Below are 24,285 nucleotides of genomic sequence, written 5' to 3'. Positions count from 1 at the left end.
ACCCGGCATCGTCACACCGGCCCTTCACTGTCCCCCACTTTAACCCACTCTCCCCCACAAACGCCACATTGGAACACAAAATTCTTTCCGTGTGTCACGAATCCACAGTTCAGCACACTGATCACACGTGGCGCGTCCACCCGCCCCCTCTAGCCACATTCCACCACATCCGCCCCTAATCGCCCTTTACCGCCCCGCCATCACCACCACTACCACTACGACCGATCGACATTCCCGCAGGAAAAACGGATCACGCCAAGACTAAGAGACCCCAGTGGGTGAAAGTGGGGAGCCTAAGTGGGGGAAAGTGGGAACCCCAGGTGGAGGAAAGTGGGAAGCCAAGGAAAGAAGGCACCACCCAGGCGAGATACCGTGATGCGCGCACAAAAATTCCCCCTCACGTTTCCGTAAGAGGGTTTGAAACTATTCCGTTAAATGGTCGGAAACCTATCTAGCTGGGCAGGCTCTCTTGCCTAGTTGGGCAGGCCCTCATGGACGGGCCTTCACGCCAGGGAGGGCGGCAACTGAATTAGGAGGACGGTTTACTGACCTTCGAAGCGACGGCGGAAATTCTCTTCCATCCGGGAGCTGCGACCTTCGCGGCGCAGCTGCGGTCCGGCGTTTTGGGTGCGCGATGGCACGTTCTCCTGGGCCGGTGCACGCAACCCCCAAATGCCGCCGATGAACATGACAACGAAACCGAGAATGCTGAGTGCCACAAACCAGATGCTTTCAGCAGCCAAGGCGACGCCCGCAATGAGCAGCACGAGGCCGAGCACAATGAGGGCAACGGCCCGCATGGTCGGCCGGAACCCGCCGTCAGCAGATCCACGCCCAGGCGCAGAAGCCACCGTCGACCCGAACTTCGGATCGTCGGCCATCAGCGACTCCTCGATTTCGCGGAGCAACTTCTGTTCCTGCTCAGATAAAGCCACTTTCACTCCCAGCCTGGTTTGGTCGCTGTCTTCTCTGAACTACAACGCGCCACGGCGCCGTTTTGTTCCCTTCATCATAGCGCCCCGACACCACCGCAGAACAGTCACAGCAGGCTAGGCAGCGGTCATGCCACTTCCCTCCCCGGCCGTCTCCCCGAAGAACTCGGAAGCCAACTGAACAAGACGTTCGACATCCCCACGTTGCGGATTCAGCTCGATCCCAGACGCGACCCTTCCCCTCAGCCGCGAGAATCCGGAGAACGCATTCGCCCAATACGCTCCACGAGCCCCCGTGAGTGCAAGCTTGTCCCACGCACTCGTGGGCAGACGCTTCCGCTTAGCCACCACCGCCGACTCCGCAATCACGGCTCCCGCCGTGCGCAGTGCCGCGCGGTACGCACTTTCCAGAGCCAGGTCGTATGCGCCGGCAGCGAGCTGCGCATGCGCGTCCCCGAGCAGCGCACGCCCCGAAGCCAGAAATTCATCATGCTGCAAGGTAGCGGGCACCGCCCCGTACACCGCGCCCGTCGTCGCTGAGATCACGCTAGACATCTGACCCTCCTCCTCGTTTCACTACCGTTCCGCCCGGCGTTCACATTCCTGTTCGCGCCCTCATTTCCAATTACTTTGTGAGCCTCACACTAGAAACCGAACCGGACACAGCCCGCCAGCAGTTCGAACACGTTTTCGAACTATTGCCCCACTTCGTATCAATACCCCGCTATGACCTGCAGTTTCAGCCATGTCGGGGTGTGGATAAGCTGAATCAGACGCACCCACGCGCCCCACATGGTTCGATGGAAACCGTGTCCGTCACCATCCGCGAGCTGTCCCCGTACGAATTCACCGCCATGGCTCCCGAACTCGTGGGCCTCTACATCACGGCGATGCGCTACCCCATTGCCATCCACGACCAACGCGTGACTGTCTGGCGCCGCGATTCGCTGGAACGGGACTTCACTGCCGTCGCCGCATTCGACGAGGAGCAGCTCGCCGGTGTCGCTTATGGTTTCCGAGGCTCACAGAAACGCTGGTGGGACCAGCAGCTTCGACGCGGACTAGTGAATAGCCACGCGATGACGCCAGAGATGACCGCGGTCGTGGAAAACTATTTCGAGCTAGCGGAAATTCACGTCGCCCCGCATCTCCAGGGCCGCGGCATCGGCAGAGCCCTCATTGAAAGACTGCTCAGCCGGGCATCGCAGCCACATGTCTTGCTCTCCACCCCCGAAGTGCCGAACGAGGGCAATGCAGCGTTCGGCCTCTACCGCTCGCTCGGCTTTGAAGATGTGCTCCGCGATTTCCGCTACACCGGTGATCCGCGCCCCTTCGCGGTGCTTGGCCGGACATTGCCGTTGGAGATCAGCACCCCGGTAAAGTGAGTGGTAATCGTCCATCCTCCCCTCCGTGCGGCAGAAGGAGATTCCACTTTTGAGCGAGCGCACACCTCACATTGCGGTAGCAGATGTCCCAGCAGCAGTGGAACGAGAGCTGGAAGCATTCTTCGGGGACAACGCGGCGTCGATAAGCGAAATCGGCGCTCCCGTCGCTGAGGCCGTGGGGCACTTGCGCAATTTCGTGCTCGGCGGAGGCAAACGCATCCGTCCCACCTACGGTTGGGTGGGATACGCGGCGACCGTCGGTGCGGACGACAGCGGCGAGGACCCGGCTGCCGTGCTTCGTGCGGTCAGCGCCCTCGAGCTCATTCAGGCGTGTGCGCTCGTCCACGATGACATCATCGATGCCTCGGACACCCGGCGTGGCAAGCCCACGGTCCACCGTGCAATCGCTGCGGAACATGCGCAACGCGGCTGGCACGGCGACGCTGACATATATGGTGAGAATGTCGCGATCCTCATTGGCGATCTTGCTCTGGCCTGGGCCGACGACATGTGGCGCTACTCCGGCGTGAGCGATGCAGCGCTGCTGCGCGCGGCTGAACCGTGGCGCGGTATGCGCGCGGAGGTCATCGGCGGGCAGATCCTCGACATCGCCTTGGAGGCCTCCGGCAGCGAAAGCGTGGAGATGGCAGATTCCGTCAACCGCTACAAGACCGCCGCCTACACGGTGGAACGTCCACTCCACCTCGGTGCGGCACTGGCGGGCGCGGACGAGACGACTATCGCTGCGCTGCGCGGATACGGTCGCGATATCGGCATTGCTTTCCAGCTCCGCGACGATCTTCTGGGCGTCTTCGGCGACCCTGAGGTGACCGGTAAGCCGGCAGGCGACGATCTGCGCGAAGGCAAGCGGACCGTGCTCTACGCACTTGCGTTGCAAGCCGCGGACGCATCAGATCCGGCCGCTGCAGAAAAACTCCGCTCGGGAATCGGCACCGCCACGGCCCCCGACGACATCGCGGAACTGGCGCGCATCATCGAGTCGACCGGCGCTGTGGACGTCACGGAAGAGCGCATCACGCGTCTGACCGAGTCCGGATTGAAGCATCTCGAGGATGCCCACATCACCGATGACGCCGTGGAGACCCTCACGTCCCTGGCTATCAAGTCCACGGCCCGGCGCAAATAGAGGCGCCTGTCCGATGACCGTACGACTCTCTCCGAAAACCGCGCTGTGGTTGGGCACTGCCGGCGCCGTCCTCATGATGATCGGCTCCTTCGGCGCGGGCGCAACGAGGAACCGCGGCGGGGTGCTCGATGCTTTCGGTGTCGCCTTCTTGTCGTACGGCCACGGCCGGGGCCTGCTCAACATCGCATTGACCGCAGGGCTTGTGCTTCTCGTGCTCGGTTGGGTCGCCGTCGGCCGGTATGTGCTGGCTGACCGCACCGAGCCTGGCGTGCGCGACCGGTGTGAATTCGCGCGGGCATCACTGTGGTCCGCCACTGCCCCACTCCTGCTCGCCGCGCCGCTGATGTCGCGCGACATCTACTCCTACCTCATGCAGGGCGCCATGGTCCGCGACGGTTTCGACCCGTATTCGGAAGGCGCCGCTATAAACCCCGGTCCGTATTTGCTGGAAGTCTCCCACGACTGGCGCAACACCACCACGCCCTACGGCCCGCTGCACCTGTGGATCGGCAATGGAGTGACCAGCTTTGTCGGTGACAATGTCATGGCGGGCATCATCTGCTACAAATTCATCTCCCTCGCTGGTTTCGCCGCCATTGCGTGGGCTGTCCCGAAAATCGCGCGTTTCCTCGGGGGCGATCCAGCGGTCGCTTTGTGGCTGGGTGTGGCCAATCCGGTGATGCTCATCCACATGGTCGGCGGCATGCACAACGAGGCGGTCATGGTCGGCTTGGTCAGTCTCGGCCTTGTGGCGTGCCTGTCGCGACGCTTCCTGCTGGGCACCGTGCTGGTCGGGGTGGCTGTGTCTCTCAAGGCGACTGCTGCGGTCACGTTGCCGTTCATCGTGTGGATGGCTCTGCACCGCTACGCGCCCGAGGGGTCCCGCCCAGCCCGACGGGTCGGTGTCTTCTTCGCTGCTGGTTTCGCCGTCGTAGCAGCGGCTGTGGCCACCGTCGCGGCGGTGACGCTGGCGTCAGGCACCTCGTGGGGCTGGCTGGCGGAGATCTCCGGCAATTCAAAAGTGGTCAATCCGCTCTCCGCCGCGACACTCGCCGCGGAGGCAATCACGCCCTTCCTGCAGCTTTTCGACGAAGCCTTCCCCTACAACACCGTCCTCGGCACCACCCGCACTATCAGTTCGGTGCTGATGCTGGCCGGTCTCGTGGCGGTGTGGTGGATCTTCCGGAAGACTGACCGCCGCAATGTCATGGGTATGGCGCTGGCGTACATGGTCGCATTCGTCTTCAACGCAGTCTCGCTGCCGTGGTACTTCGCTTCCGCTGTCTCCGTGGCGGGCACGTTCACCCCGGCGCGCTGGCTAACACGCCTGACTGTGGGGTTGTCAGTGATCGTGGCGCTCGCGTTTTCCGGCAGCGGCAACCATCACTTCTACAACGGGCCGTGGATGCTCGCCGCTTTGATCGCCGGCTGGTGCGCAGCCGCGTATGTCCTGCCGCGCTCTAAAACGCCATCGCCTGAGCGCGCCTGATCACTTCACGGGCCCCGTGGCCGTGCAACGCGTCGATCGGGCGGCCGGGCAGACTGTCATCTTCCGTGAACAGGTAGGCGAGGATTTCTTCCTGGTTGAAGCCACCGTCGAGGAGAACGGTGATGGCCCCGGCGATGAATTTGGACAGCTCCGTCCCGCCGTCGAGCATGAGCTCGGGGATGACTTTCGTGCCGTCCTTTTTGTGGGACACGAGTTTGCCGGCGTTGACGTAGTCGTGGACCTTTGTCACAGGGACGCCGAGCCGCTCGGCCACCTCGGGGAATGACAGCAGCGTTTCCCCGCTCAGCAGTGCGTCGAGGTCGTGTTCGTTGGGGTCGTGCTCTGTAGAACTCACGCCCGCCACTCTACTCACCGCATGCCGTCTACCGATCGGGAAGTCCCGTGCACCATACTGGGTGCTATGACTCACCTCGCAGCCGGCGACGTGTTGGAAGGCCGGTACATCATCGACCGCCCCATTGCGCGCGGCGGCATGTCCACCGTGTATCGCTGCCTCGACGACCGTTTGGGCCGTGAAGTCGCCGCGAAGGTGATGGATGAACGCTATGTCCACGACGACGTTTTTCTCGATCGCTTCGCGCGCGAGGCCCGCGCGATGGCGCAGCTGAGCCACCCGAATCTGGTCAATGTGTACGATTTCGCGGCCGACGGCGAGGATGTCTTCCTCATCATGGAGCTGATCACCGGCGGCACGCTCCGGGAGCTGCTCGCCGAGCGCGGCCCAATGCCCCCACATGCCGCCGCCGCAGTCATGCGGGCAATGCTGACGGGCTTGTCCGTCGCGCACCGTCGCGGTCTAGTGCACCGCGACATCAAACCAGACAATATTCTCATCAACGGCGACAGCACGGTGAAGCTCGCAGATTTCGGTCTCGTGCGCGCAGCGAGCGATGCCCGGCATTCCACGGATCAGATCGTCGGCACTGTCGCGTACCTCTCCCCCGAGCAGGTCGACGGCTCAGAAATCACCCAGACCTCCGACGTGTATTCCGCCGGCATCGTGCTCTTCGAACTACTCACCGGCACCGTCCCCTTCGACGGGGACACCTCGCTCAGCCATGCGATGGCGCGCCTGCGGTCGGATGTCCCGGCACCGTCGTCACGCATGCAGGGCGTGCCAATGCTTTTCGACGAGCTCGTGGCCACCGCCACCGCCCGCGATCCCCGCGAGCGCTTCGCCGATGCACGGGAATTTCTCGAGGCTCTCGACGATGTCGCCGCCGAGTTGGAGCTGCCGGAGTTCACGGTCCCGGTGCCCACTCAGTCCGCGGCGAACCGGGCCGCAGCGATTCCCACGAGCGTCACTCACCTTGACTCCCCGCAGTCTGCCCCGGAATCTGCCCCGGCACCGGAAGCAGGCTTGTTCGGCCGCCGTGACGACCACAGGTACTGGGATCACGACGAGCCGCGTGAGCCGTACGCTGCCCCGCTCCCGCCGGCAGCCGCACCAGCTCCGGCGCCAGTCCCGGCACCGTACGAACCGCATGTGCCGCCGTTGGAGCGTGTCGACGATCGTCGGCGGGAGCCCGAAATGGATGAACAGCCCCCGGTGGACACGAACCGCTCGGCGGCTGCGATGGTCGTGATTCTCCTGCTCATAACAGCAGCCACCGCAGCAGTCGCTGTCGGTGGCTGGTGGTTCGGTTCCGGGTCCTACGGGGAGATCCCCGAAATCCTCCGGATGCCTGAGTAGAGCGGGAATTCCCCCGCTCCGCTCTGTTAGTTGCGGAGCATCTCCGCAACGAGGAATGCGAGCTCCAACGCCTGCTCCGTGTTCAAGCGCGGGTCGCAAGCGGACTCGTAACGGCCCGGCAGGTCGATATCGGTGATGTCCTGCGCTCCGCCGAGGCACTCGGTGACGTGCTCGCCGGTCAGCTCGATGTGGATGCCGCCCGGGTGGGTGCCCAGGTGGCGGTGCACCTCGAAGAAGCCCTGGACCTCGTCAATGATCTTGTCGAAGTGGCGGGTCTTGTAACCGTTCGATGCGGTGAAAGTGTTGCCGTGCATCGGGTCGGACTGCCAGACCACCTTGTGGCCGGAGCGCTCCACGGCATCCACGATGCCCGGCAGAACGTCGCGGACATTCTCGTGGCCCATGCGCGCGACCATGGTGAGACGGCCCGGCTCACGGTTCGGATCCAGCTTCTCGGCGTAGGCGACAGCCTCCTCCGGCGTGACCTTCGGCCCAAGCTTGATGCCGATCGGGTTGTCGATCAGGGCGGCGAAGTTGACGTGGAAGTCCTCGAGACCGCGGGTGCGCTCGCCGATCCACAGCTGGTGCGCCGACAGATCGTAGAGCTTGGTCTCGCCCTTCTCGTTCTCCGCGAGGCGGAGCATCGCACGCTCGTAGTCGACCAGCAGCGCCTCGTGGGACGCGTAGATCTCGGAGGTGCGCAGCTCGCGGTCGTTCACGCCGCAGGCATCCATGAAGTGGAGCGAGCGGGTGATCTCGCGCGACAGTGCCTCGTAGCGAGCGCCGGCGGCGGAGTTGGCAACGAATTCGCGGTTCCAGGCCTCAACGCGGTACAGATCAGCCGTTCCGGAGGTGGTCAACGCACGGACCAGGTTCATTGCCGCCGAAGAGTTCGCGTAGGCGCGAATCATGCGTGCAGGGTCGTGGCGGCGGGACTCCTCGGTCGGCTCCACACCGTTGACGATGTCGCCGCGGTAGTTCGGCAGACCGTTCTCGTCCAGATCGGAGGAGCGTGGCTTGGCGTACTGGCCGGCGATGCGGGCCAGCTTCACCACCGGGGTGGATGCGCCGTAGGTCAGCACCACTGCCATCTGCAGCAGGGTCTTGATATTGGCGCGGATGTGCGGCTCAGTGTTGGACTCGAAGGTCTCGGCGCAGTCGCCGCCCTGCAGCAGGAAGGCCTCGCCGTTTGCCACGTCCGCCAGCTGGCTCTTCAGCTTGTGGATCTCGGGAGCCACCACCACCGGTGGGACCGACTCGAGAATCTTGCGCACATACAGGGACGAGTTCTCATCCCATGTCGGCTGCTGCTTCGCGTCGCGGTTGACGGCGTCCTGGAACGCCTCATTGATGTCACCGGGAAGCGGCGGCAGATCGGGCAACACTTCTTTGGGGATGTCTACTGTCCAACTCACCTCTTTACTTCTAGCACGTCTGCGTTACCGGACGTAGCAAAAGTGTGAAATGAGCTTGGATTATTCCGGCCGCACGGTCGCGTGACCCCGACGATCGAGGGGCAGCGAGCGCGCGCAGATCTTGAATTTAAGGAGATTATGGCGCGCGTCGACAAGCGCGTCGTGGTTGCCCTGGGGGGCGGGAGGCAGCGTCGGGCGCCCCGCCATGTCCCAGTATTGGCGCAGCTCACGTGTGTACCGCGGCATCTCCTTCGGAAGTTTGGCCATGTCGCCCCACAGCTGCGCCAGCACGACATGGTCGTACGCGCCCACCCACGCCCACAGCTCGGGCTTCAAATCGGAATCGGTGAGAAAGGCGAAGACTTCCTCGCGGATGGTCTGCTTCGATTTCCATTCCGGACGCTGCGGATTGGGCAGCTTCTCCAGGACATTCTCGCGCACCCACGGATTCGCGCGCGAGGCGTCGAAGTCCGTGGACACGGCGTAGTACTCGCGTCCGTCCTCGGCGACGATCCCGATGGAGATCAGCTCGATCGTCGTGCCGTCCTCGATGAATTCGGTGTCGTAGAAGTACCTCACTGCATGTTCTGCCAGTCAGGCTCCGTGCCCTCCGGGTAGCCGTTGCCTGCCTCGAGGGACTTTTTCACGTCCCCGGCGTACGCATCGACGTAGTCGTAGCCGGACAGCTCAACGAGCCGCTCCATGAAGAAATCGGTGAACGGGCGCCACACGGCAGAATCGCTCGGGTCGTATCCGTTCTCGCGCGCCCACTTGTGCGGGTCGATCGCTTCGCCGATCTTCACTCGCACCTTCGCCGGCCGCGGAATCCAAGAGCCGATCGGGTTCGCGTTGCGGGTACCGATCATGGCGACCGGAATGCAGGGCACGCCCGATTCCATCGCCACGCGTGCCATTCCGGTCTTGCCCTTGTAAATACGTCCATCCGGGGAGCGCGTTCCCTCCGGGTAGATGCAGAACAGGTCGCCTTTATCGAAGACCTCTTGTGTGACCTCGAGCAGGTGCGCGCCTGCATCCTTCGCCTGACGGTCGATGGGCACCTGGCCCACAGAGGTGAAGAAGAATTTCTGGATGGCGCCAACCACGCCCGGCGCGGTGAAGTACTCCTTCTTCGCCGGGTGCACCAGCTGGCGCGGGCACACGAGCGGGAAGTAGAAGGAATCCATCACGGCCTGGTGGTTGGACACCATCAGCGCAGGCTTCCCCTCCGGCGGGATGTGCTCGAGCCCTTCAGTTTCGGGGCGGTTCCAGATCCGCAACCACGGCCCGATCAGGATGTACTTGAAAAACTTGTACCACTTGTTGTTCATACTTCCTCTTACAGCACGTCTCGGGCCAAATCAGCAACGCCAATCATACCTGCCTGCGCGCCGAGCTCAGCTGTTTCCAGACGCGGATTGGGACGGAACCCGGAACCGACCACGCCAGCTTCCATTTTGGTTCGCGCGGTATCCAGGAACATGTCAGCATCTAGGCTCACTCCCCCGCCGAGCACAATGAGCTCAGGATCGAGGACATCGCACACGATCGACAGGCCCTGCCCGAGCCACCCCGCGAAGTGATCCATCGTCGCCAGCGCGAGCGCATCGCCGGAACGCGCCGCAGCGACGACATCGTTACCGGACGCACGCTTATCGACGACGCGGCGGTACAGCCCACAACCGTCGAACCCGCCCCGTTCTGCGATCTCCACGGCGGTGTCCACCAGCGCGGTGCCGGAGGCATAGCGCTCGAGGCAGCCACGTTTGCCGCAGGAGCATGCCCGTCCACCCGGCATGACGGTGAGGTGACCGAATTCCGGTGCAGTGCCGAACGAGCCGCGGTAGATCTCCCCGTGGTGCATGAGCGTGGCACCGATTCCGGTACCCACGGCGAAAAGCACCCACGTATCAGCATCCTTCGCCGCACCGAAGCGGTATTCGCCCCAAGCAGCCGAGTTCGCGTCGTGCTCTAATCGCACGGGCAGTTCGAGTTCCTCCTGGAGAATGTCGCGGACTGGCTCATTGTCTTTCCATGGCAGGTGAGGCGCGAAGCGGACGACCTCGCACTCCGGGTCCAAAAACCCTGCCACCGCAACACCGACGGCGCCCACGGAATACTCCCGGCGCAGTTGCTCCACCAGCTCAACGATGGCGTGGACCAGGCCGTCCTCGTCCTCTGGGGTGCGCGTGGACACCGTGGTGAGAATACTGCCCGAGGCATCCACGACGCCCGCGCGCGTATTCGTGCCGCCGATATCGAAACCGATGGTGAGCGGGGCGGCACTGTCTTGTGTACGCATGGGTCAACATTCTAGCCTCGCGGCGGCGCGGTCTATATCCCACCGGTTGCCCCACCACGATCCGAACGATCCTCGAGTACGTCCGCGAGGCGTTCGACCAGCACCGGCCACGAGAACCTCTCCCCCACGAACTTCCGGCCGGCTGCACCCATTGCGGCACGTTGCTGCGGGTTGCTCAATAATTCGATGACCGCTGCTGCGATCGCGGTGTTATCGGTGCCGTCGACGACCATGCCAGTTTCGGCGGTGACGGTTTCCGGTGCACCGCCGGATTGTCCTGCGATGACGGGCACTCCGCACGCTTGGGCTTCGAGGTAGACAATGCCCAGCCCCTCAACATCCAGCCCACCGCCGCGTGTGCGCGCAGGCATAGCCATCACATCAGCCGACGCGACGATATCCCGCATGTCCTCCCGCGGCAGGCGGCCCAAAAAGCGCACGGCGTCCTCGACACCGTGGCGTCGCGCAAGCTTCTTCAAGCGCGGCTCGTACCGACCTTCGCCGACGACGGCGAGCGTCGCCCCCGGCACTGCATCGCGCACAGCCGGCCAGCACTCGATCAACCGGTCCTGCCCCTTGCGCGGCACCAGCCGGGAAGCCACCACGACCAAGGGGGCAGAGCCGAATCCGTAGCGGTCGCGCGCAGCAGCCCGCTGCTCGCTCGTTGCGGGACAGAAGAAGTCCGTGTCTACACCAGAAGGCAGCGGCACGAATGCGGGATGTCCACCGAATGCGGGGCGGAAACGACGGAGCGTGTACTCCGAGATATACGTGACCGTATCCGCCGCATTGCCGATCAGACGGAGCACCTGACGCGCTCCCGGCAACATCGACCATCCCACTTCGTGTCCGTGCGTCGTCGCCACGATTGTGCGTGCACCAGCTCTTCGCGCAGCTGGAGCCATCACAGCCAATGGCGCAGCCGCGCCGAACCAGACCGTGGTGATGCCGTGCTGTTCAATCAGCTCTTGCATACGGCGCACCGTCGCCGGAGTCGGCAGCATCATGTTCGCGGGCAGGCGGTGGACGGTGTACGGCAACGTAGCGTCGTAAAGCGATGCTTCATGCGCATCTTGCGTGGAGGCAAAGACGACGAGCGACTCCGGCCCACGCAGGCGCACGAATTCGTTCGTGAAATCCCGCAGATACGACTGAATCCCGCCGACTGTGGGCGGGAAATCATTCGTGACGAGAAGCGTTGCCATGCTGCCCAATAAGGGGGCGATTCGACGCGTTGCGCGACTAGTAGCGCACGGCGCCCTGGACGGGCATGGAATTCAAAGGCACGACCTGAACCGGAATGCCATAGTCCGCAGCGTGGACCACCTGGCCATTGCCCACGTACATGCCCACGTGAGTAACCCCCGGGTAGTAGCCGATGATGTCGCCGGGCTGCAGCTCGGACATAGACACCGGAGTGCCACCGGCGAGCTGTGCGCTGGAGGTACGCGGAATGGACTTGCCGTTCTGCTGGTACGCCCAGTACATCAGGCCCGAACAATCGAACTGGCCCGGGCCCGCAGCGCCCCAGCCGTACGGCGAACCGATCTTGGACAGCGCCGAGCCGACAACACCGTTCGCGGACGCGGACGGCGGCACATTGAGGCTGACCGGCCCGTTCTTCGCCTCCCAACGGGAACGCTGCTCCGGTGTGAAGGCGTCCACGCGCTTCTCCACATCCTTGACCTTGTCGTCGAGGTCGCGGCGCTCGCGCTCTAGTTTCTTGCGTTTGCCCTCAAGCTCGGATTGGCGGTAATTCGCCACTGCCACCGCGATATTCGCATCGGTCGCGCGCTGGGCAGCCCGCTGGTTGAGCCTCTGCGACTCGTCGAGCGTGCGCTGCGCAGAACGGGACAGGGAGCCGAGGTACGCTGCCCGGTCAATAGCTTCCTGCGGATTCGCCGACTCCAACGCATTCACATTCGCGTCATTCGACAGGTTGCGGTACTGGACGCGCGCACGGTTATCCACCTCGCCCTGCGCACCGTCCTGAGCGTCAGCGGCCTTGCGGGCATCACGCCGCGCATCGTCCGCCACCTTCTTCAGCGACTTCACCTCGCGCTCGCCCTTGGCGATATCGTCTTCGATCGCCTTGACTTCCTCAGCCTTCGAGGTGGCCTCATCCGAGATCTCGCTCATCTGCTTGATCAGGTCGTCGACCTCATCGGCCTGGGCAGGCGTAGCAATGCCGCCAGCTGCGATCGCCGACGCGAGACCGGCGGCGGCGAACGCCTTCGCGGCGCCATTGAAGCCACGAACACTCACACGGGAAGAAGCGCGGTGCGCACCCATCACGGGAACCTCTTCTTTCAAAAAACGCAGACGTCCCCCACGCACACTGTCGGGGCCGCAGCAACAGGTGAAAAGATTACAAACTTGTAACAAAACTAATCTGCAAACAGTCGCAGGTCAAACGCCCAGAACGGACAAGTTCCGCCACTGAAACAGGTGTGATCGAAGTGAAAAACGAGACAAAAACCGGCCGCGTACACCCCGTGGTTGCTGCGGGGTGCCGCGGCCGGTTGATCGCTCTTAAAAGCGTTACGCCTTAGAAGCGGACTGCCGAGTGGATCGGCATGTAGTTCAGCGGACGGTAGCCGACCGGGGTGCCGGAGTTCAGCGCGTCAATGATCTGGCCGTTGCCAGCGTAGATAGCAACGTGGGAAGCGCCGCTGTAGTACACGACGACATCGCCCGGCTGCAGGTCGGAGATAGCGACCTTACGGCCAGCGGCAGCCTGAGCGCCGGAGGTACGCGGGATCTGCTTGCCAGCCTGAGCGTGAACCCAGGAGGTGAAGCCGGAGCAGTCGAAAGCGTTCGGGCCAGCTGCGCCGTAGACGTACGGGGAGCCGATCTTGGACTTCGCGATGGACACGATGCGCTCGCCCTGGGACTGCTTCGGCTTCGGAGCCGGTGCCGGCTTCGGAGCAGGCTTAGCAGCGGCCGCACGGTACTCGGTCTGAGCCTTGGCCGGGGCGTACTTAGCCTCGACGCCTGCGATCCATGCACTGAAGCCCGGGACGTTGTTGACGCCCGGAACGTTCTTCACAGCGTCGATCGCTGCGCGGACATCCGCACCCTTGTCAGCCTTGCCGGCGAGGGACGGGATCCACTGATCAATACCCGGGACGTTAGCGATGCCCGGAACGTTCTCGATGCCCGGAACCTCAGTAGCGATGCCAGAGTTCGGGACGGTGACCTGAGCCGCGTTAGCGGTGGCCGGTACAAAAAGGGTTGCGCCCGCGACGATCGCGGAGGCGGTAGCGATGCTGCGCTTTGCAGTCGTGTTCTGGCGGCGGTGCTTAGCCATGGACAATCTCCAATATCTTCCAGTGTCGCCTACCGGGTTAGCTGACGGGTTCGGTGCAGGAAATCACCTTTGGGACGCTCCGGCGCACTCGGTGCGCGCTCCTTGCTTCCCGTTCACCCCAGGAAACGTTTTCGGTTCCCCGGCTTCCATCCCCGCCATGGGGGGCGGAGTGAAATTCGGCTTAATGTTCAGATGTCTTATCGCTTGCGCCTCTGTGGCCGCAAGGTCTCAGATAGGTTACGAAATGGACACGGACATTGTCTAGCGACGCGCCCGTTATCAATTCGTAATTTTCATCGGTGCCTTCGGTGAAGGCGATTTCTCGACATCTAGATTCCCGGGAGAAACTTTTCCCGGACGGCAAATATACTGCCTGACCTGCACAGTTCTTATCTGTGAACGCGCTGCGTAGCCTCTGTCCGAGAGACCCCATACCGTCAAAAAATTTAGTGTGACGCTCGTCACACCGTTACAAAAACGCTATAAATACGAAGAAAACCCCCTTCCCTGATCCGGACTGAACCGGACTCAAACGGAAGGGGGTTTTAAGCGCTGTAGCGCCTAGATTCTACTTGCGCTTGCGCTCAATAGCGCCAGCATCACGGTCGGAGGCATCCTTCTCGGCCTCGAGGGCGCGGAGGGTCTCCACCTCCTCGTGGTGGTTAGCACGCTTGATCTCGTTGCGCTTCGCGGTGATCGACGGATCATCCGGGGAGAATATGCCGGAGGTCTCCGAATCGGCATAGCCGAGCTCGTTGAGCTGCTTCGGCACACGTGCACCGGCGTACTCCAGCGGCAGCTGGTGGCCGTCGGCGTCGACCGGGCCCAACGGCTGATGCACACCGACGAAGGCGCCGTTCGGCAGCTTCTGGATGATACCGGTCTCGATACCGTGCTCCAGCACCTCGCGGTCGCTGCGCTGCAGACCAACGCAAATGCGGTAGGTGATGAAGTACGCCAGCGGCGGCAGGACGATCAAGCCGATACGGCCGACCCAGGTCATCGCATTCAGGGAAATCTGGAAGTGGTACGCGAACAAGTCGTTACCGCCGGACAGCGTCAGGAGCAGGAAGAAGACCAGGCCCATGACACCGATGCCGGTGCGCACCGGAACGTCGCGCGGACGCTGCAGCAGGTTGTGGTGAGCATCATCGCCGGTGACCTTCTTCTCGATGAACGGGTAGGTCAGCAGCAGGACGACCATCAGGCCTGCCAGCAGTGCGACCCAGAACACGCCCGGAATGGTGTAGTTGCCCAGGTAGAGCTCCCACGCCGGCATGACACGGGCGGCACCGTCAGTCCAGAGCATGTAGATATCCGGCTGGGAACCAGCGGAGACCTGCGACGGGTTGTACGGGCCGATATTCCAGATGGCGTTAATGGTGGTGACACCAGCCATCAAAGCGAGAACACCGAAGACCAGCATGCCGAAGCCCATGGCCTTCACGGCGAAGACCGGCATAATGCGGATGCCCACGACATTGTTCTCGGAGCGACCCGGGCCCGGGAACTGGGTGTGCTTCTGGAACCAGACGAGCAGCAAGTGCGCTGCAATGAGCGCGAGGATGATGCCCGGCAGGATCAGCACGTGAAGGATATAGAAACGGTCCAGCATGAGATCCGACGGGAAGTCGCCGCCGAACATTGCCCAGTGGAGCCAGGTACCGATGATCGGCAGACCAACGATGATGGCGGACATGATTCGCAGACCGACACCGGAGAGCAGGTCGTCCGGCAGGGAGTAGCCCATGAAACCCTCAGCCATGCCCAGCAGGATCAGGGTGACACCGATGATCCAGTTCGCCTCACGCGGGCGACGGAACGCGCCGGTGAAGAAGATGCGCATCATGTGGGCGAACATCGCCATCATGAACATCAGGGCGGCCCAGTGGTGCATCTGACGGACGAACAGACCGCCGCGGACCTCGAAGGAAATGTCCAGTGCCGTCGCGTATGCGCGCGACATTTCTACACCGTTGAGCGGCAGGTAGCCGCCGTCGTAGATGACCTTGGTGATGGACGGGTCGAAGAACAGGGCCAGGTAGACACCGGTCAGCAGGAGGATGATGAAGCTGTACAGCGCCATCTCACCCAGCATGAACGACCAGTGGGTCGGGAAGACCTTGTTCAGCTGCGGGCGGAGAATGCCCGCGATCGTGTACCGCGAGTCAATATTGTCCGCGGCTTGTTCCAGTTTCGTGCTCATTATGACTTACGCTCCCAGAATGCCGGGCCGACGGGCTCAATGAAGTCCCCGCGGGCGATGAGGTAACCGTCTTCGTCGATTTCAATAGGCAGCTGCGGCAGAGCGCGGGCCGCCGGGCCGAAGACCGGCTTGCCGTGCTCCAAAGCGTCGAACTGCGACTGGTGGCACGGGCACAGGATGCGGTTGGTCTGTGCCTCGTACAGAGAGGTCGGGCAACCGATGTGGGTGCAGATCTTCGAGTAGGCGTAGAAGTCGCCGTAGTGGAAGTCCTCCTGGCCCTCGCGCTCGATGACCTTGGCGGCATCGGAGGAACGCAGGCGGATCAGCATGACAGCATTGCGCGGACCGTGAATCGAGTGCATGTGATTCTCGTACACGTCGCGCTCGGCGTCGTACTTATCGCCGTCGTTGACATCCTCTTCCAGGAGCGGGAAGACCGTCTCCATCGAAGCGGCGTCGAGGTCCTCCGGGCGCATACGCACCAGACGGGACACGCCTGCGGTGCTGTAGTGCTTACCGGCCTCGGTGTCGTGCAACTCGGCGATCGCGGCGGTGTCGCGACCCAGGTAGAGCTTCTTGCCTTCGCGGGCCAGTGACCAACCCTGGGTCCACAGCGTGCCGTCGCCGTTGTAGTTCATCTGGTGACGAACGCGCCACGGATTCTTGATGATGCCACCGAGCGGGGCGATGATGACCAGACCAGCCATCAGACCAGCACCGCCGAGCAGGCCCTTCATGACGTTGCGACGACCAAGGGTGGAGGTCTGCCACGCATCGTTCAGAAGTGCCGTCGTGGTGCGGCGGTCCAGCTCGGAAGAACGTCCGTCGTGGCGACGCTGAACCGCGATCTCCTCCGGCACGAACTTCTTCACGTACTGGACGATTGCCACGCCGAGGGAAACGAGTGACAGACCCGAGGTCAGACCCAGCAGCGGGGTGTACAGGCTGTACATCCCCAGGCCTTCCTGACCATGGAAGCGAGCCTCCCACGGCCAGAACAGATAGACACCCAAGAAAGCGAGACCCGCGATGATGGACAGACCCAGCCAGATATTGATGCCAGCTGCGGCACGCTTTTCTGCCGGATCGTTCTCGATCGGGAAGCGCTCCTTGCGGTACGCCACCGTGACGTCGTCAAGCTCGGTGCCCAGTGCAGCGAGCTCCGCGTTGCTCATCTTGTCCAGCTCTTCGCTGGTGTAGTTCTTCTTTAGTTCATTGCTCATGAGCGCGATCCAATCCACATTGCGGCTGCACCGATGAGGGTGACGCCAATGATCCACATAGCCAGACCCTCAGCCACCGGGCCGATACCGCCCAGTGCCCAACCAGCCGGGCTCGGGGTCTCCTTCGACGACTTGATGAAGGCGATGATGTCGCGCTTCTCATCCGACGTCAGCTGACGGTCGGAGAACTTCGGCATGTTCTGCGGACCGGTCAGCATCGCCTGGTAGATCTCCTGCTCGTTCGCGGGATCCAGGTACGGCGCGTACTTACCGGAGGACAGGGCGCCACCGCGGCCCGTGAAGTTGTGGCAGGACGCGCAGTTGAGGCGGAACAGCTCGGAACCGCGTGCAACGTCAGCGGCCTGAATGTCGCCATCGAAGTTCTTACCGCGCAGCTCTTCCATAGCGATGGAGCCGTCCTCGTTGTACACGAGCTCCGGGCCGCCGCCATTTGCTGCAACATATGCGGCCATAGCCAGCGTCTGTGCCTCGGAGTAGCGCGGCTTCTTGCGCTCAGCCTGCGCGTCGTTGGACATCATCGGCATACGGCCGGAGTTGACCTGGAAGTACACGGCGCCCTCGCCGGTACCGATCAGAGAAGGACCACGGTCCTTCACGCCCTGCAGGTTCGCGCCGTGGCAGGTGATGCAGGCCTGCTCGTAGAGGTCTTTGCCTTCCTGGATCAGCGCTTGGTCATCGCGTTGGGCGGTGGCAACCTGCGCATCCGGAGTCAGGGCCGTAGCCAGCAGGCCGGCACCCGAGAGACCGATGCCGAGCGCCAGTGCGCCAGCCGCGGAGCGGCGCATCTTGCGGCGGTTCCGCGCCTTCTTTGGGGTGTTATCCATGTTGTTCCCTTAAGCGAAATCGGTGGTTAGTGCTTACGTCCGAAAGGCCGCGCTACTGAACCAGGTAGAGAGTAACGAACACGCCGATCCACACGACGTCGACGAAGTGCCAGTAGTAGGAGGTCACCATGGCGGCAGTTGCCTGCGCCGGGGTGAACTTCGACTTGGCCACACGGAGGATCACCACGACGAACGCGAGGATGCCCGCGGTCACGTGAGCCATGTGGAAGCCGGTGATGATGTAGAACACCGAGCCGTAAACACTGGACTGCGGGGTGATTCCCGCCATGACCATCTCGGTCCACTCAAATGCGACGAGGCCCAAGAAGACCACGCCGAGCACGATGGTCACGGTGAACCACTTGCGCAGACCGAAGACATCGCCCTTCTCAGCGGCAAAGACGCCGAACTGAGACGTGACCGAGGAGGTCACCAGGACGACGGTGATGATCGTGCCGAAGACCACGTTGAGGTGGTCCGTCTGGTTCGACCAATCGCCGGTGGACATGCCGTTTGCACGCGAGGTGAAGTACATCGCGAACAAGCCGGCGAAGAACATCAATTCTTGGGCGAGGAACACGATCGTGCCCACGCTGACCATGTTGGGTCGGTTCAGCACGGGAAGACGATCGGGCGCTGTCGCCATACCTGGGTTCGTTGTTGCAGTCGTCACGCGTATCAGTATCGCCTTTTTGAACCATAAAGTCACCTTGTTCACCCCCGAATTTTTCATGTGAGCACGACGCGGACCTGCCGTTTTCTTTTCGTTTCCTGCGCGTGTCGGTCCACATAAAAGTTGCGGGAACTATTTCGGCACGCTTTACGACGTTCATCGGTGCAGGTCACCGGCTAACGCTTGCGAGCACACTTCGCTGGACTGAAATCCGCATAAATCCCGCAACTGTCTTTCGAAAAATATCCGAAAAGTTTTTAGTTCCCGGGTGTGACTGGATTCACACATACGCCCTGCCAAAACGCCGGATGCCCCAAACTTTCGTATGACCCCCCCGCGTCAAGGCCATGCTCCCCCACCGCTCACGTGCGAAAAGCACGCATGAAAAAATCCCCGCACCGTCGAGATCAACGGTGCGGGGATGGGCGCGTGAAGCGTCGAAGGCGTTTAGTGCTTCTCGCGCGGAATGCCGTACTGCAGGTTCAGCTTGGTGGTCGCCCAGATAAGGATGACCGCACCAACGGCGAGCAGCCACAGCTGCCAGAAGGCAATGCCGAAGGCCATGAGGCAGATGCCGCCGGTCATAGCGAGCGGCCAGATGGAGCCCGGGGAGAAAAAGCCCAGGACGCCTGCGCTGTCCTCGACCTCAGCCTCTTCCCAGTCCTCCGGAAGAACATCGGTACGGCTCTCGGTGAAGTTGAGGTAACCGCCGAGCATGAACGAGAAGGCAGCTGCCAGAATCAGTGCGACACCGCCGGCCCATTCGTAGCCGTAGAGGTATGCATCATCGCCGACGTAGTTGGTGGCGAATGCGTAGATAACCGCCATGATCGTCAGGAAGACGCCGTTGGCGTAGAAGACTTTTGCTCCAGCTCCCATTGCTTTTCCCTAGCCTCTCTTAGACGTTCTGCACGGCGTTGTCGCCGCCGCGGGTACCGGTTCGGTCGGAGTTGAACGGACGGGTGGACGTTGCGAACGGCTCTTCGCCGATGGATGCGAGGGCCTCGGAGTTAGCCGCATCGGGGTTCTCCTCGCGGAAGCGCATGTAGTCGCGGAACTTCTCCGGGGAGACCGCGCGGATCTCGAAGTTCATCATTGCGTGGTAGGTACCGCACATCTCGGCACAGCGGCCGACGAATGCGCCTTCCTCATTGATCTGCTCGATCTGGAACCTACGCTCCTGCTGATTCTTCTCCGGGTGGGAGTAGACGTCGCGCTTGAACAGGAACTCCGGAACCCAGAACGCGTGGGACACGTCGCCGGATGCCAGACGGAACTCGATCGGAGTGTTAGTCGGAAGAACCAGCACCGGAACTTCCTCGGTCGTGCCGACAGTCTCAATCTTGTTGAAGTTCAGGTAGGACTTGTCCGACATCGAGTTGCCGTGGATCGGGTTCGCGTTGTGAACGTCCTCCGCATCCTTCTGGGACTCGTCGGCGATCTTCTGACGCTCAGCGTCAGTACCGTCATAGTCGGAACCAGTCGGCGAAAGCTCCGGACCGACGTGGGCGTAACCGAACTTCCAGTTCCACTGGAAACCGGTGACATCAACGGTGACTTCCGGATTCTTATCCAGAGCGACGACCTTGGTCTGCGCCTGAATGGTGAAGAAGAACAGCACCATCACAATGATGATCGGGACGATGGTCAGTCCCAGCTCCAGCGGAACGTTGTACTGCAGCTGCTTCGGGAATTCCCCGGCACCCTTCTTCTCGCGGCGCTTACCACCCCACGCGAAGATCGCGTAGAGGAAGATGCCCCACATGATGATGCCGATGATCCATGCAGCGAGCCAGACCCAAACCCAGAAGTTGTACATGCTTGCACCTTCAGGGGTGACGGGGTCCGGCCAGCCCATGTCGAGCAAGTTCGACAATGCGCTCGGCGGTTCAGCCTCACAGCCGGCGAGACCGAAGCCGCTCAGGGCGAGCAGCCCTGCGACTCCGAGCTTCTTGGCCAGGCCACGGTTCTTTGCCGTATCCACGTGTGTCTGCCTTCCTGTCCACACAAACGAAAAAGCTGTGAATACCCTTCAATCCTCTCCCCCGGCTGACAGCCAGCATGGGGCGAGCAGAGCAGAATATTCCTACCAAGTCAGAATAGATTATCCGCGCCCCGGACCTAACCCGCCGCGGTCCGCATGTTCAGCCAGCCCAATCAACTGCTGCGACCGGCGACCACACCGATCCGTTTACCCGCTGGTAACCGGCCACGTCTTCAGTGCCGGACATCTGAGCCGACTTGGCAATGTGCCCGCCGTCACACAAATCGCCAGAAATATCAACCGGAAGTTGCACCCCTATTGGGGACGGGCTAAAGGTTGGCTGACAGCACAACTAGAGCGCCTCACAGCAAGGCGGCGCGCCACGCGGGCGCGCGCTAATTCCAGTCGTGCCGGATGCGGCTTCTATTGTGGGTAGAGCTGAACTCACTTTCCTTAAATGACCAACTAAGGAGCCATTCCCATGTGCGGTCTTCTCGCCATGCTGACCAGCTCGTCTGACGCTTCCCGTTTCGTAGATTCCGCCGAGCGAGCTCTCCCCTGCTTCTACCACCGCGGCCCGGACGCTGCGGGCACCTGGCACGACGAGGACGCCGTCTTCGGCTTCAACCGCCTCGCCATTATCGATCTCGAGCACTCCCACCAGCCGTTGCGCTGGGGCCCGGCAGAGAACCCGGAGCGTTACGCCCTGACATTCAACGGCGAGATCTACAACTACGTCGAGCTGCGCGAGGAACTCACCGCCGCCGGCCTGACCTTCAACACCGAAGGCGACTCGGAGACCATCGTGGTGGGCTACCACCACTGGGGCGAGGACGTGGTCAAGCACCTGCGCGGCATGTTCGCCTTTGTCATCTGGGACACCGAAACACGCACGATGTTCGTGGCCCGCGACCAATTCGGCATCAAGCCGCTGTACTACGCCACCACCGACGCCGGCACAGTCTTCTCTTCGGAGAAGAAGGCCATCATGGAGATGGCAGAGGAACTCGGTCTGGATTTGAGCCTTGACCGCCGCGCTATCGAGCACTACGTCGACCTCCAGTACGTCCCGGAACCGGAGTCGCTGCACTCCTCTATCCGCCGTCTCGAGTCCGGCTGCACTGCCACGCTCACCCCGGGTGGCAACGTCGACGCGAAGCGCTACTTCAACCCGCAGTTCAATGTCGCCCCAGTGACCAAGGGCAAAGAGCACGAACTGTTCACGAAGATTGCCGGGGCACTGGAGGATTCCGTCGCAAAGCATATGCGTGCTGATGTGACCGTCGGCTCCTTCCTCTCCGGCGGAATTGACTCCACTGCGATCGCGACGCTGGCGAAGCGCCACAACCCGGACCTGCTCACCTTCACCACCGGATTCGAGCGCGAGGGCTACTCCGAGGTCGACGTCGCCGCCGAATCCGCGGAAGCGATCGGTGTCGAGCACATCGTGAAGGTCGTCTCCCCTGAGGAATACGCCGACGCAATCCCGAAAATCATGTGGTACCTCGACGACCCTGTTGCGGACCCGTCGCTCGTTCCGCTGTTCTTCGTCGCGCAGGAGGCGCGCAAGCACGTCAAGGTCGTGCTCTCCGGTGAGGGTGCCGACGAATTATTCGGCGGCTACACCATTTATAAGGAACCGCTCTCCCTCGCTCCTTTCGAGAAAATGCCCGATCCTCTGCTGAAGGGTCTGAACAAGCTCAGCCAGGTTCTGCCTGAGGGAATGCGCGGCAAGTCGCTGCTCGAGCGCGGCACCACCCCGATGGAGACCCGCTACTACGGCAACGCCCGCTCCTTCAATTACGACCAGCTGCGTCGCGTGCTGCCGTGGGCGAAGCCGGAATGGGACCACCGCGAGGTCACCGCACCGATCTACGCCCGCTCGAAAGACATGGATCCGGTCGCGCGCATGCAGCACCTCGACCTGTTCACGTGGATGCGCGGCGACATTCTGGTCAAGGCAGACAAGATCAATATGGCGCACTCCCTCGAGCTGCGCGTGCCGTTCTTGGACAAGGAAGTCTTCTCCGTCGCCGAGACCATCCCGCACGACCTGAAGATCGCGAATGGCACCACCAAGTACGCCCTGCGCAAGGCCATGGAGCAGATCGTTCCGCCGCACGTGCTGCACCGCAAGAAGCTCGGCTTCCCGGTGCCGATGCGCCACTGGCTCGCCGGCGATGAGCTCTACGGCTGGGCGCAGCAGACCATCAACGAGTCACAGACCGACGACATCTTCAACAAGCCCGAGGTGCTGGAGATGCTCAAGGAGCACCGCGACGGTGTCTCCGACCACTCCCGCCGCCTGTGGACCGTGCTCGCATTCATGATCTGGCACGGCATCTTCGTCGAGCACCGCATCGACCCGGGCATCGAACAGCGCGACTACCCGGTGCAGCTCTAACGCTCCCCTCGGCCCTACTACCCCGCCTCGCGGCACATCCACCGTGCCTGCACGCGGGGTAGTGCTGTCTCTACCTCGATTGCATAAACAGAGCTACTGACTCTACCTGCGCCCGGCTGTTCAATGAACACCATGACAACAACACAGCCAGCCACGACGCCACAGTCAGTCACGACTCAACCAAAGCCAAAGAAGACCGGACGCAGAATCCTGACCGTGATCGGGGTGCTCTTTCTCGCGGCCATGCTCGTCGCTGCAATCGCCACGTATTTCTACGGCCCCGCAGTCAGCGCGATGACGACCGGCAAGGCACGCTTCCTCGGCACGGATTCGCCCAAACGCTACACCTCCACCGTGCTGCAGCTCGCCGAACAGGGCATTTACAGCGATTCAGAGGAATTCGCGGCAGCCAGCGAGCACGCGAAGGAGGTGGCCAAGGACGCGGATTCGGTCGACGAGGTGCGCGCAGCGCTTGACGACGCCATTCATGCTGCTGGTGGCAAACACTCCCGCCTGTTCTCCCCGGAAGAAGCCAAGCAGCGCGTCGCCGATTCCGACGCCGCGGGTAGCGCCGCCGGTGCGGGGCCTGCTGTCGACGTGAACGGAGGCATCGCTGTCGCCACCGTCCCGGGTGTCTCCCGCCACGCTGACGTGCAAAGCTACGCCGACACGCTCGCGGACGGGCTGACCCAGGCGCGCGATGGCGGCGCATGTGGCGCGATCGTGGACCTGCGCGGCAACGACGGCGGCGATATGGGGCCGATGCTGGCCGGCCTGTCCCCGCTCATCCCTGACGGCACGGCGATGGAATTCGAGTATTCCGGCCGGACGTCGCCGGTGACCGTAGACGGCAATTCCGTGTCCGGCGGCGGCACTCCCCTGTCCACCCACGGCGGCAAATGGGACGTCCCGACCGCGGTCCTGGTGGACGAGGAAACCGCATCTTCCGGCGAGGCGACCATGCTGGCATTCCGCGGACTAGACAACTCCCGCAGCTTCGGCACCCCGACAGCCGGCTTCGCCTCGGCGAACACTGTCTATGACTTCCCCGACGGCAGCGAACTGATGCTCACTATCGCGAAGGACCGCGATCGGGAGGGCCGGACCTACGCCGAAGACCCGCTCGAGCCCGACACGAAAACCGAATCAGGAGACGCGGCGCTTGCCGAAGCCCAGAAATGGCTGCGCGACGACCACGGCTGCCAGTAACTGCACCGTGACCCGCTCCCGACGCATTGCCGGAGCAGCGGGAGCAGGTT

Annotated in this window: 22 protein-coding genes and 1 riboswitch; of the genes, 6 read left to right on the top strand and 16 right to left on the bottom strand. The window is 62.6% G+C overall.

Features of this window, described 5'->3' with window-relative positions; all coding sequences use genetic code 11:
• Positions 1-542: 542 nt before the first annotated feature.
• Positions 543-935, bottom strand: a complete 393-nt coding sequence (locus ACUY2Y_RS06640) for a DUF3040 domain-containing protein (RefSeq protein WP_448325328.1) — start codon at positions 933-935, stop codon at positions 543-545.
• Between the two features lie 114 nt (positions 936-1,049).
• Positions 1,050-1,487, bottom strand: a complete 438-nt coding sequence (locus tag ACUY2Y_RS06635; RefSeq protein WP_448325327.1) for an SAV_6107 family HEPN domain-containing protein — start codon at positions 1,485-1,487, stop codon at positions 1,050-1,052.
• Positions 1,488-1,741: 254 nt separating this feature from the next.
• Here ACUY2Y_RS06635 and ACUY2Y_RS06630 point away from each other — a divergent pair, with 254 nt between their 5' ends.
• The 3 genes from ACUY2Y_RS06630 to ACUY2Y_RS06620 are packed head-to-tail and all read left to right on the top strand — an operon-like array spanning position 1,742 to position 4,953.
• Positions 1,742-2,317, top strand: coding sequence for a GNAT family N-acetyltransferase (locus ACUY2Y_RS06630; RefSeq protein WP_448325404.1), 576 nt, complete (start codon positions 1,742-1,744; stop codon positions 2,315-2,317).
• 49 nt (positions 2,318-2,366) lie between these two features.
• Positions 2,367-3,464: a polyprenyl synthetase family protein gene (locus ACUY2Y_RS06625; RefSeq protein ID WP_448325326.1), complete on the top strand. Its 1,098-nt coding sequence runs from the start codon at positions 2,367-2,369 to the stop codon at positions 3,462-3,464.
• A 13-nt stretch (positions 3,465-3,477) separates the two neighbouring features.
• Complete coding sequence (locus tag ACUY2Y_RS06620) at positions 3,478-4,953, top strand: alpha-(1->6)-mannopyranosyltransferase A (protein WP_448325325.1); 1,476 nt, start codon at positions 3,478-3,480, stop codon at positions 4,951-4,953.
• Here the strand turns inward: ACUY2Y_RS06620 and ACUY2Y_RS06615 are convergent.
• Positions 4,925-5,317: an Rv2175c family DNA-binding protein gene (locus ACUY2Y_RS06615; RefSeq protein WP_448325403.1), complete on the bottom strand. Its 393-nt coding sequence runs from the start codon at positions 5,315-5,317 to the stop codon at positions 4,925-4,927. The two genes, ACUY2Y_RS06620 and ACUY2Y_RS06615, sit on opposite strands and share 29 nt — an antisense overlap.
• 57 nt (positions 5,318-5,374) lie before the next feature.
• On the opposite strand from ACUY2Y_RS06615, the gene ACUY2Y_RS06610 reads away from it, so the two are divergent.
• Positions 5,375-6,667, top strand: coding sequence for a protein kinase domain-containing protein (locus tag ACUY2Y_RS06610; RefSeq protein ID WP_448325324.1), 1,293 nt, complete (start codon positions 5,375-5,377; stop codon positions 6,665-6,667).
• A gap of 26 nt (positions 6,668-6,693) precedes the next feature.
• Here ACUY2Y_RS06610 and ACUY2Y_RS06605 read toward each other — a convergent pair whose 3' ends face one another.
• From ACUY2Y_RS06605 to ctaC, 13 genes are all read right to left on the bottom strand, one after another.
• The gene (locus tag ACUY2Y_RS06605; protein WP_210571598.1) at positions 6,694-8,082 is read right to left on the bottom strand and encodes a class II 3-deoxy-7-phosphoheptulonate synthase; all 1,389 of its coding nucleotides are present in this window, start codon (positions 8,080-8,082) and stop codon (positions 6,694-6,696) included.
• Between the two features lie 60 nt (positions 8,083-8,142).
• Complete coding sequence (locus tag ACUY2Y_RS06600) at positions 8,143-8,661, bottom strand: polyadenylate-specific 3'-exoribonuclease AS (protein ID WP_259900449.1); 519 nt, start codon at positions 8,659-8,661, stop codon at positions 8,143-8,145.
• Positions 8,658-9,410 carry a lysophospholipid acyltransferase family protein gene (locus ACUY2Y_RS06595; RefSeq protein WP_448325323.1) on the bottom strand — a complete coding sequence of 251 codons (753 nt, stop codon included), beginning with the start codon at positions 9,408-9,410 and terminating at the stop codon, positions 8,658-8,660. The genes ACUY2Y_RS06600 and ACUY2Y_RS06595 overlap by 4 nt, the downstream gene beginning before the upstream one ends.
• 8 nt (positions 9,411-9,418) lie before the next feature.
• The gene (locus ACUY2Y_RS06590) at positions 9,419-10,381 is read right to left on the bottom strand and encodes an ROK family protein (protein WP_448325322.1); all 963 of its coding nucleotides are present in this window, start codon (positions 10,379-10,381) and stop codon (positions 9,419-9,421) included.
• 32 nt (positions 10,382-10,413) lie between these two features.
• Positions 10,414-11,586: a glycosyltransferase family 4 protein gene (locus tag ACUY2Y_RS06585; protein ID WP_448325321.1), complete on the bottom strand. Its 1,173-nt coding sequence runs from the start codon at positions 11,584-11,586 to the stop codon at positions 10,414-10,416.
• 37 nt (positions 11,587-11,623) lie between these two features.
• A complete protein-coding gene (locus ACUY2Y_RS06580) occupies positions 11,624-12,673 on the bottom strand; it encodes an NlpC/P60 family protein (protein WP_448325402.1) in 1,050 nt (349 codons plus the stop codon).
• A gap of 256 nt (positions 12,674-12,929) precedes the next feature.
• Positions 12,930-13,691, bottom strand: coding sequence for a C40 family peptidase (locus ACUY2Y_RS06575; RefSeq protein WP_210571588.1), 762 nt, complete (start codon positions 13,689-13,691; stop codon positions 12,930-12,932).
• Positions 13,692-13,702: 11 nt separating this feature from the next.
• Positions 13,703-13,883, bottom strand: a riboswitch (cyclic di-AMP (ydaO/yuaA leader).
• 376 nt (positions 13,884-14,259) lie between these two features.
• Positions 14,260-15,897, bottom strand: a complete 1,638-nt coding sequence (gene qcrB / locus ACUY2Y_RS06570; protein ID WP_448325320.1) for a cytochrome bc1 complex cytochrome b subunit — start codon at positions 15,895-15,897, stop codon at positions 14,260-14,262.
• Positions 15,897-17,120, bottom strand: a complete 1,224-nt coding sequence (gene qcrA, locus ACUY2Y_RS06565; protein ID WP_210571586.1) for a cytochrome bc1 complex Rieske iron-sulfur subunit — start codon at positions 17,118-17,120, stop codon at positions 15,897-15,899. Before qcrA ends, qcrB begins: the two co-directional genes overlap by 1 nt.
• Entirely contained in the window at positions 17,117-17,965 is an 849-nt protein-coding gene (gene qcrC, locus ACUY2Y_RS06560; protein WP_448325319.1) for a cytochrome bc1 complex diheme cytochrome c subunit, read from the bottom strand. The genes qcrA and qcrC overlap by 4 nt, the downstream gene beginning before the upstream one ends.
• 52 nt (positions 17,966-18,017) lie before the next feature.
• A complete protein-coding gene (gene ctaE, locus ACUY2Y_RS06555; RefSeq protein ID WP_448325318.1) occupies positions 18,018-18,638 on the bottom strand; it encodes an aa3-type cytochrome oxidase subunit III in 621 nt (206 codons plus the stop codon).
• A 447-nt stretch (positions 18,639-19,085) separates the two neighbouring features.
• The gene (ctaF, locus tag ACUY2Y_RS06550) at positions 19,086-19,517 is read right to left on the bottom strand and encodes an aa3-type cytochrome oxidase subunit IV (protein WP_448325317.1); all 432 of its coding nucleotides are present in this window, start codon (positions 19,515-19,517) and stop codon (positions 19,086-19,088) included.
• 19 nt (positions 19,518-19,536) lie between these two features.
• Positions 19,537-20,622: an aa3-type cytochrome oxidase subunit II gene (gene ctaC / locus ACUY2Y_RS06545; protein ID WP_448325316.1), complete on the bottom strand. Its 1,086-nt coding sequence runs from the start codon at positions 20,620-20,622 to the stop codon at positions 19,537-19,539.
• Between the two features lie 481 nt (positions 20,623-21,103).
• Here ctaC and asnB point away from each other — a divergent pair, with 481 nt between their 5' ends.
• Positions 21,104-23,026, top strand: coding sequence for an asparagine synthase (glutamine-hydrolyzing) (asnB, locus tag ACUY2Y_RS06540; RefSeq protein WP_448325315.1), 1,923 nt, complete (start codon positions 21,104-21,106; stop codon positions 23,024-23,026).
• 216 nt (positions 23,027-23,242) lie between these two features.
• On the top strand, positions 23,243-24,235 hold the full coding sequence (locus ACUY2Y_RS06535) for a S41 family peptidase (protein ID WP_448325314.1): 993 nt from the start codon (positions 23,243-23,245) through the stop codon (positions 24,233-24,235).
• The last annotated feature ends 50 nt before the right edge of the window (positions 24,236-24,285 follow it).

The sequence above is a fragment of the Corynebacterium sp. 20-84 genome (genome assembly GCF_053479455.1).
The sequence above is the reverse complement of the archived record's forward strand: the minus strand, read 5'-3'. Positions and strand labels throughout refer to the sequence as shown.

Coding starts and splice junctions, on each gene's coding strand:
- qcrB (WP_448325320.1), bottom strand. CDS start 15,897: ATGAGCACGAAACTGGAACAAGCCGCGGACAATATTGACTCGCGGTAC.
- ACUY2Y_RS06585 (WP_448325321.1), bottom strand. CDS start 11,586: ATGGCAACGCTTCTCGTCACGAATGATTTCCCGCCCACAGTCGGCGGG.
- asnB (WP_448325315.1), top strand. CDS start 21,104: ATGTGCGGTCTTCTCGCCATGCTGACCAGCTCGTCTGACGCTTCCCGT.
- qcrA (WP_210571586.1), bottom strand. CDS start 17,120: ATGAGCAATGAACTAAAGAAGAACTACACCAGCGAAGAGCTGGACAAG.
- qcrC (WP_448325319.1), bottom strand. CDS start 17,965: ATGGATAACACCCCAAAGAAGGCGCGGAACCGCCGCAAGATGCGCCGC.
- ACUY2Y_RS06620 (WP_448325325.1), top strand. CDS start 3,478: ATGACCGTACGACTCTCTCCGAAAACCGCGCTGTGGTTGGGCACTGCC.
- ACUY2Y_RS06590 (WP_448325322.1), bottom strand. CDS start 10,381: ATGCGTACACAAGACAGTGCCGCCCCGCTCACCATCGGTTTCGATATC.
- ACUY2Y_RS06575 (WP_210571588.1), bottom strand. CDS start 13,691: ATGGCTAAGCACCGCCGCCAGAACACGACTGCAAAGCGCAGCATCGCT.
- ACUY2Y_RS06595 (WP_448325323.1), bottom strand. CDS start 9,410: ATGAACAACAAGTGGTACAAGTTTTTCAAGTACATCCTGATCGGGCCG.
- ctaF (WP_448325317.1), bottom strand. CDS start 19,517: ATGGGAGCTGGAGCAAAAGTCTTCTACGCCAACGGCGTCTTCCTGACG.
- ACUY2Y_RS06635 (WP_448325327.1), bottom strand. CDS start 1,487: ATGTCTAGCGTGATCTCAGCGACGACGGGCGCGGTGTACGGGGCGGTG.
- ACUY2Y_RS06580 (WP_448325402.1), bottom strand. CDS start 12,673: ATGGGTGCGCACCGCGCTTCTTCCCGTGTGAGTGTTCGTGGCTTCAAT.
- ACUY2Y_RS06610 (WP_448325324.1), top strand. CDS start 5,375: ATGACTCACCTCGCAGCCGGCGACGTGTTGGAAGGCCGGTACATCATC.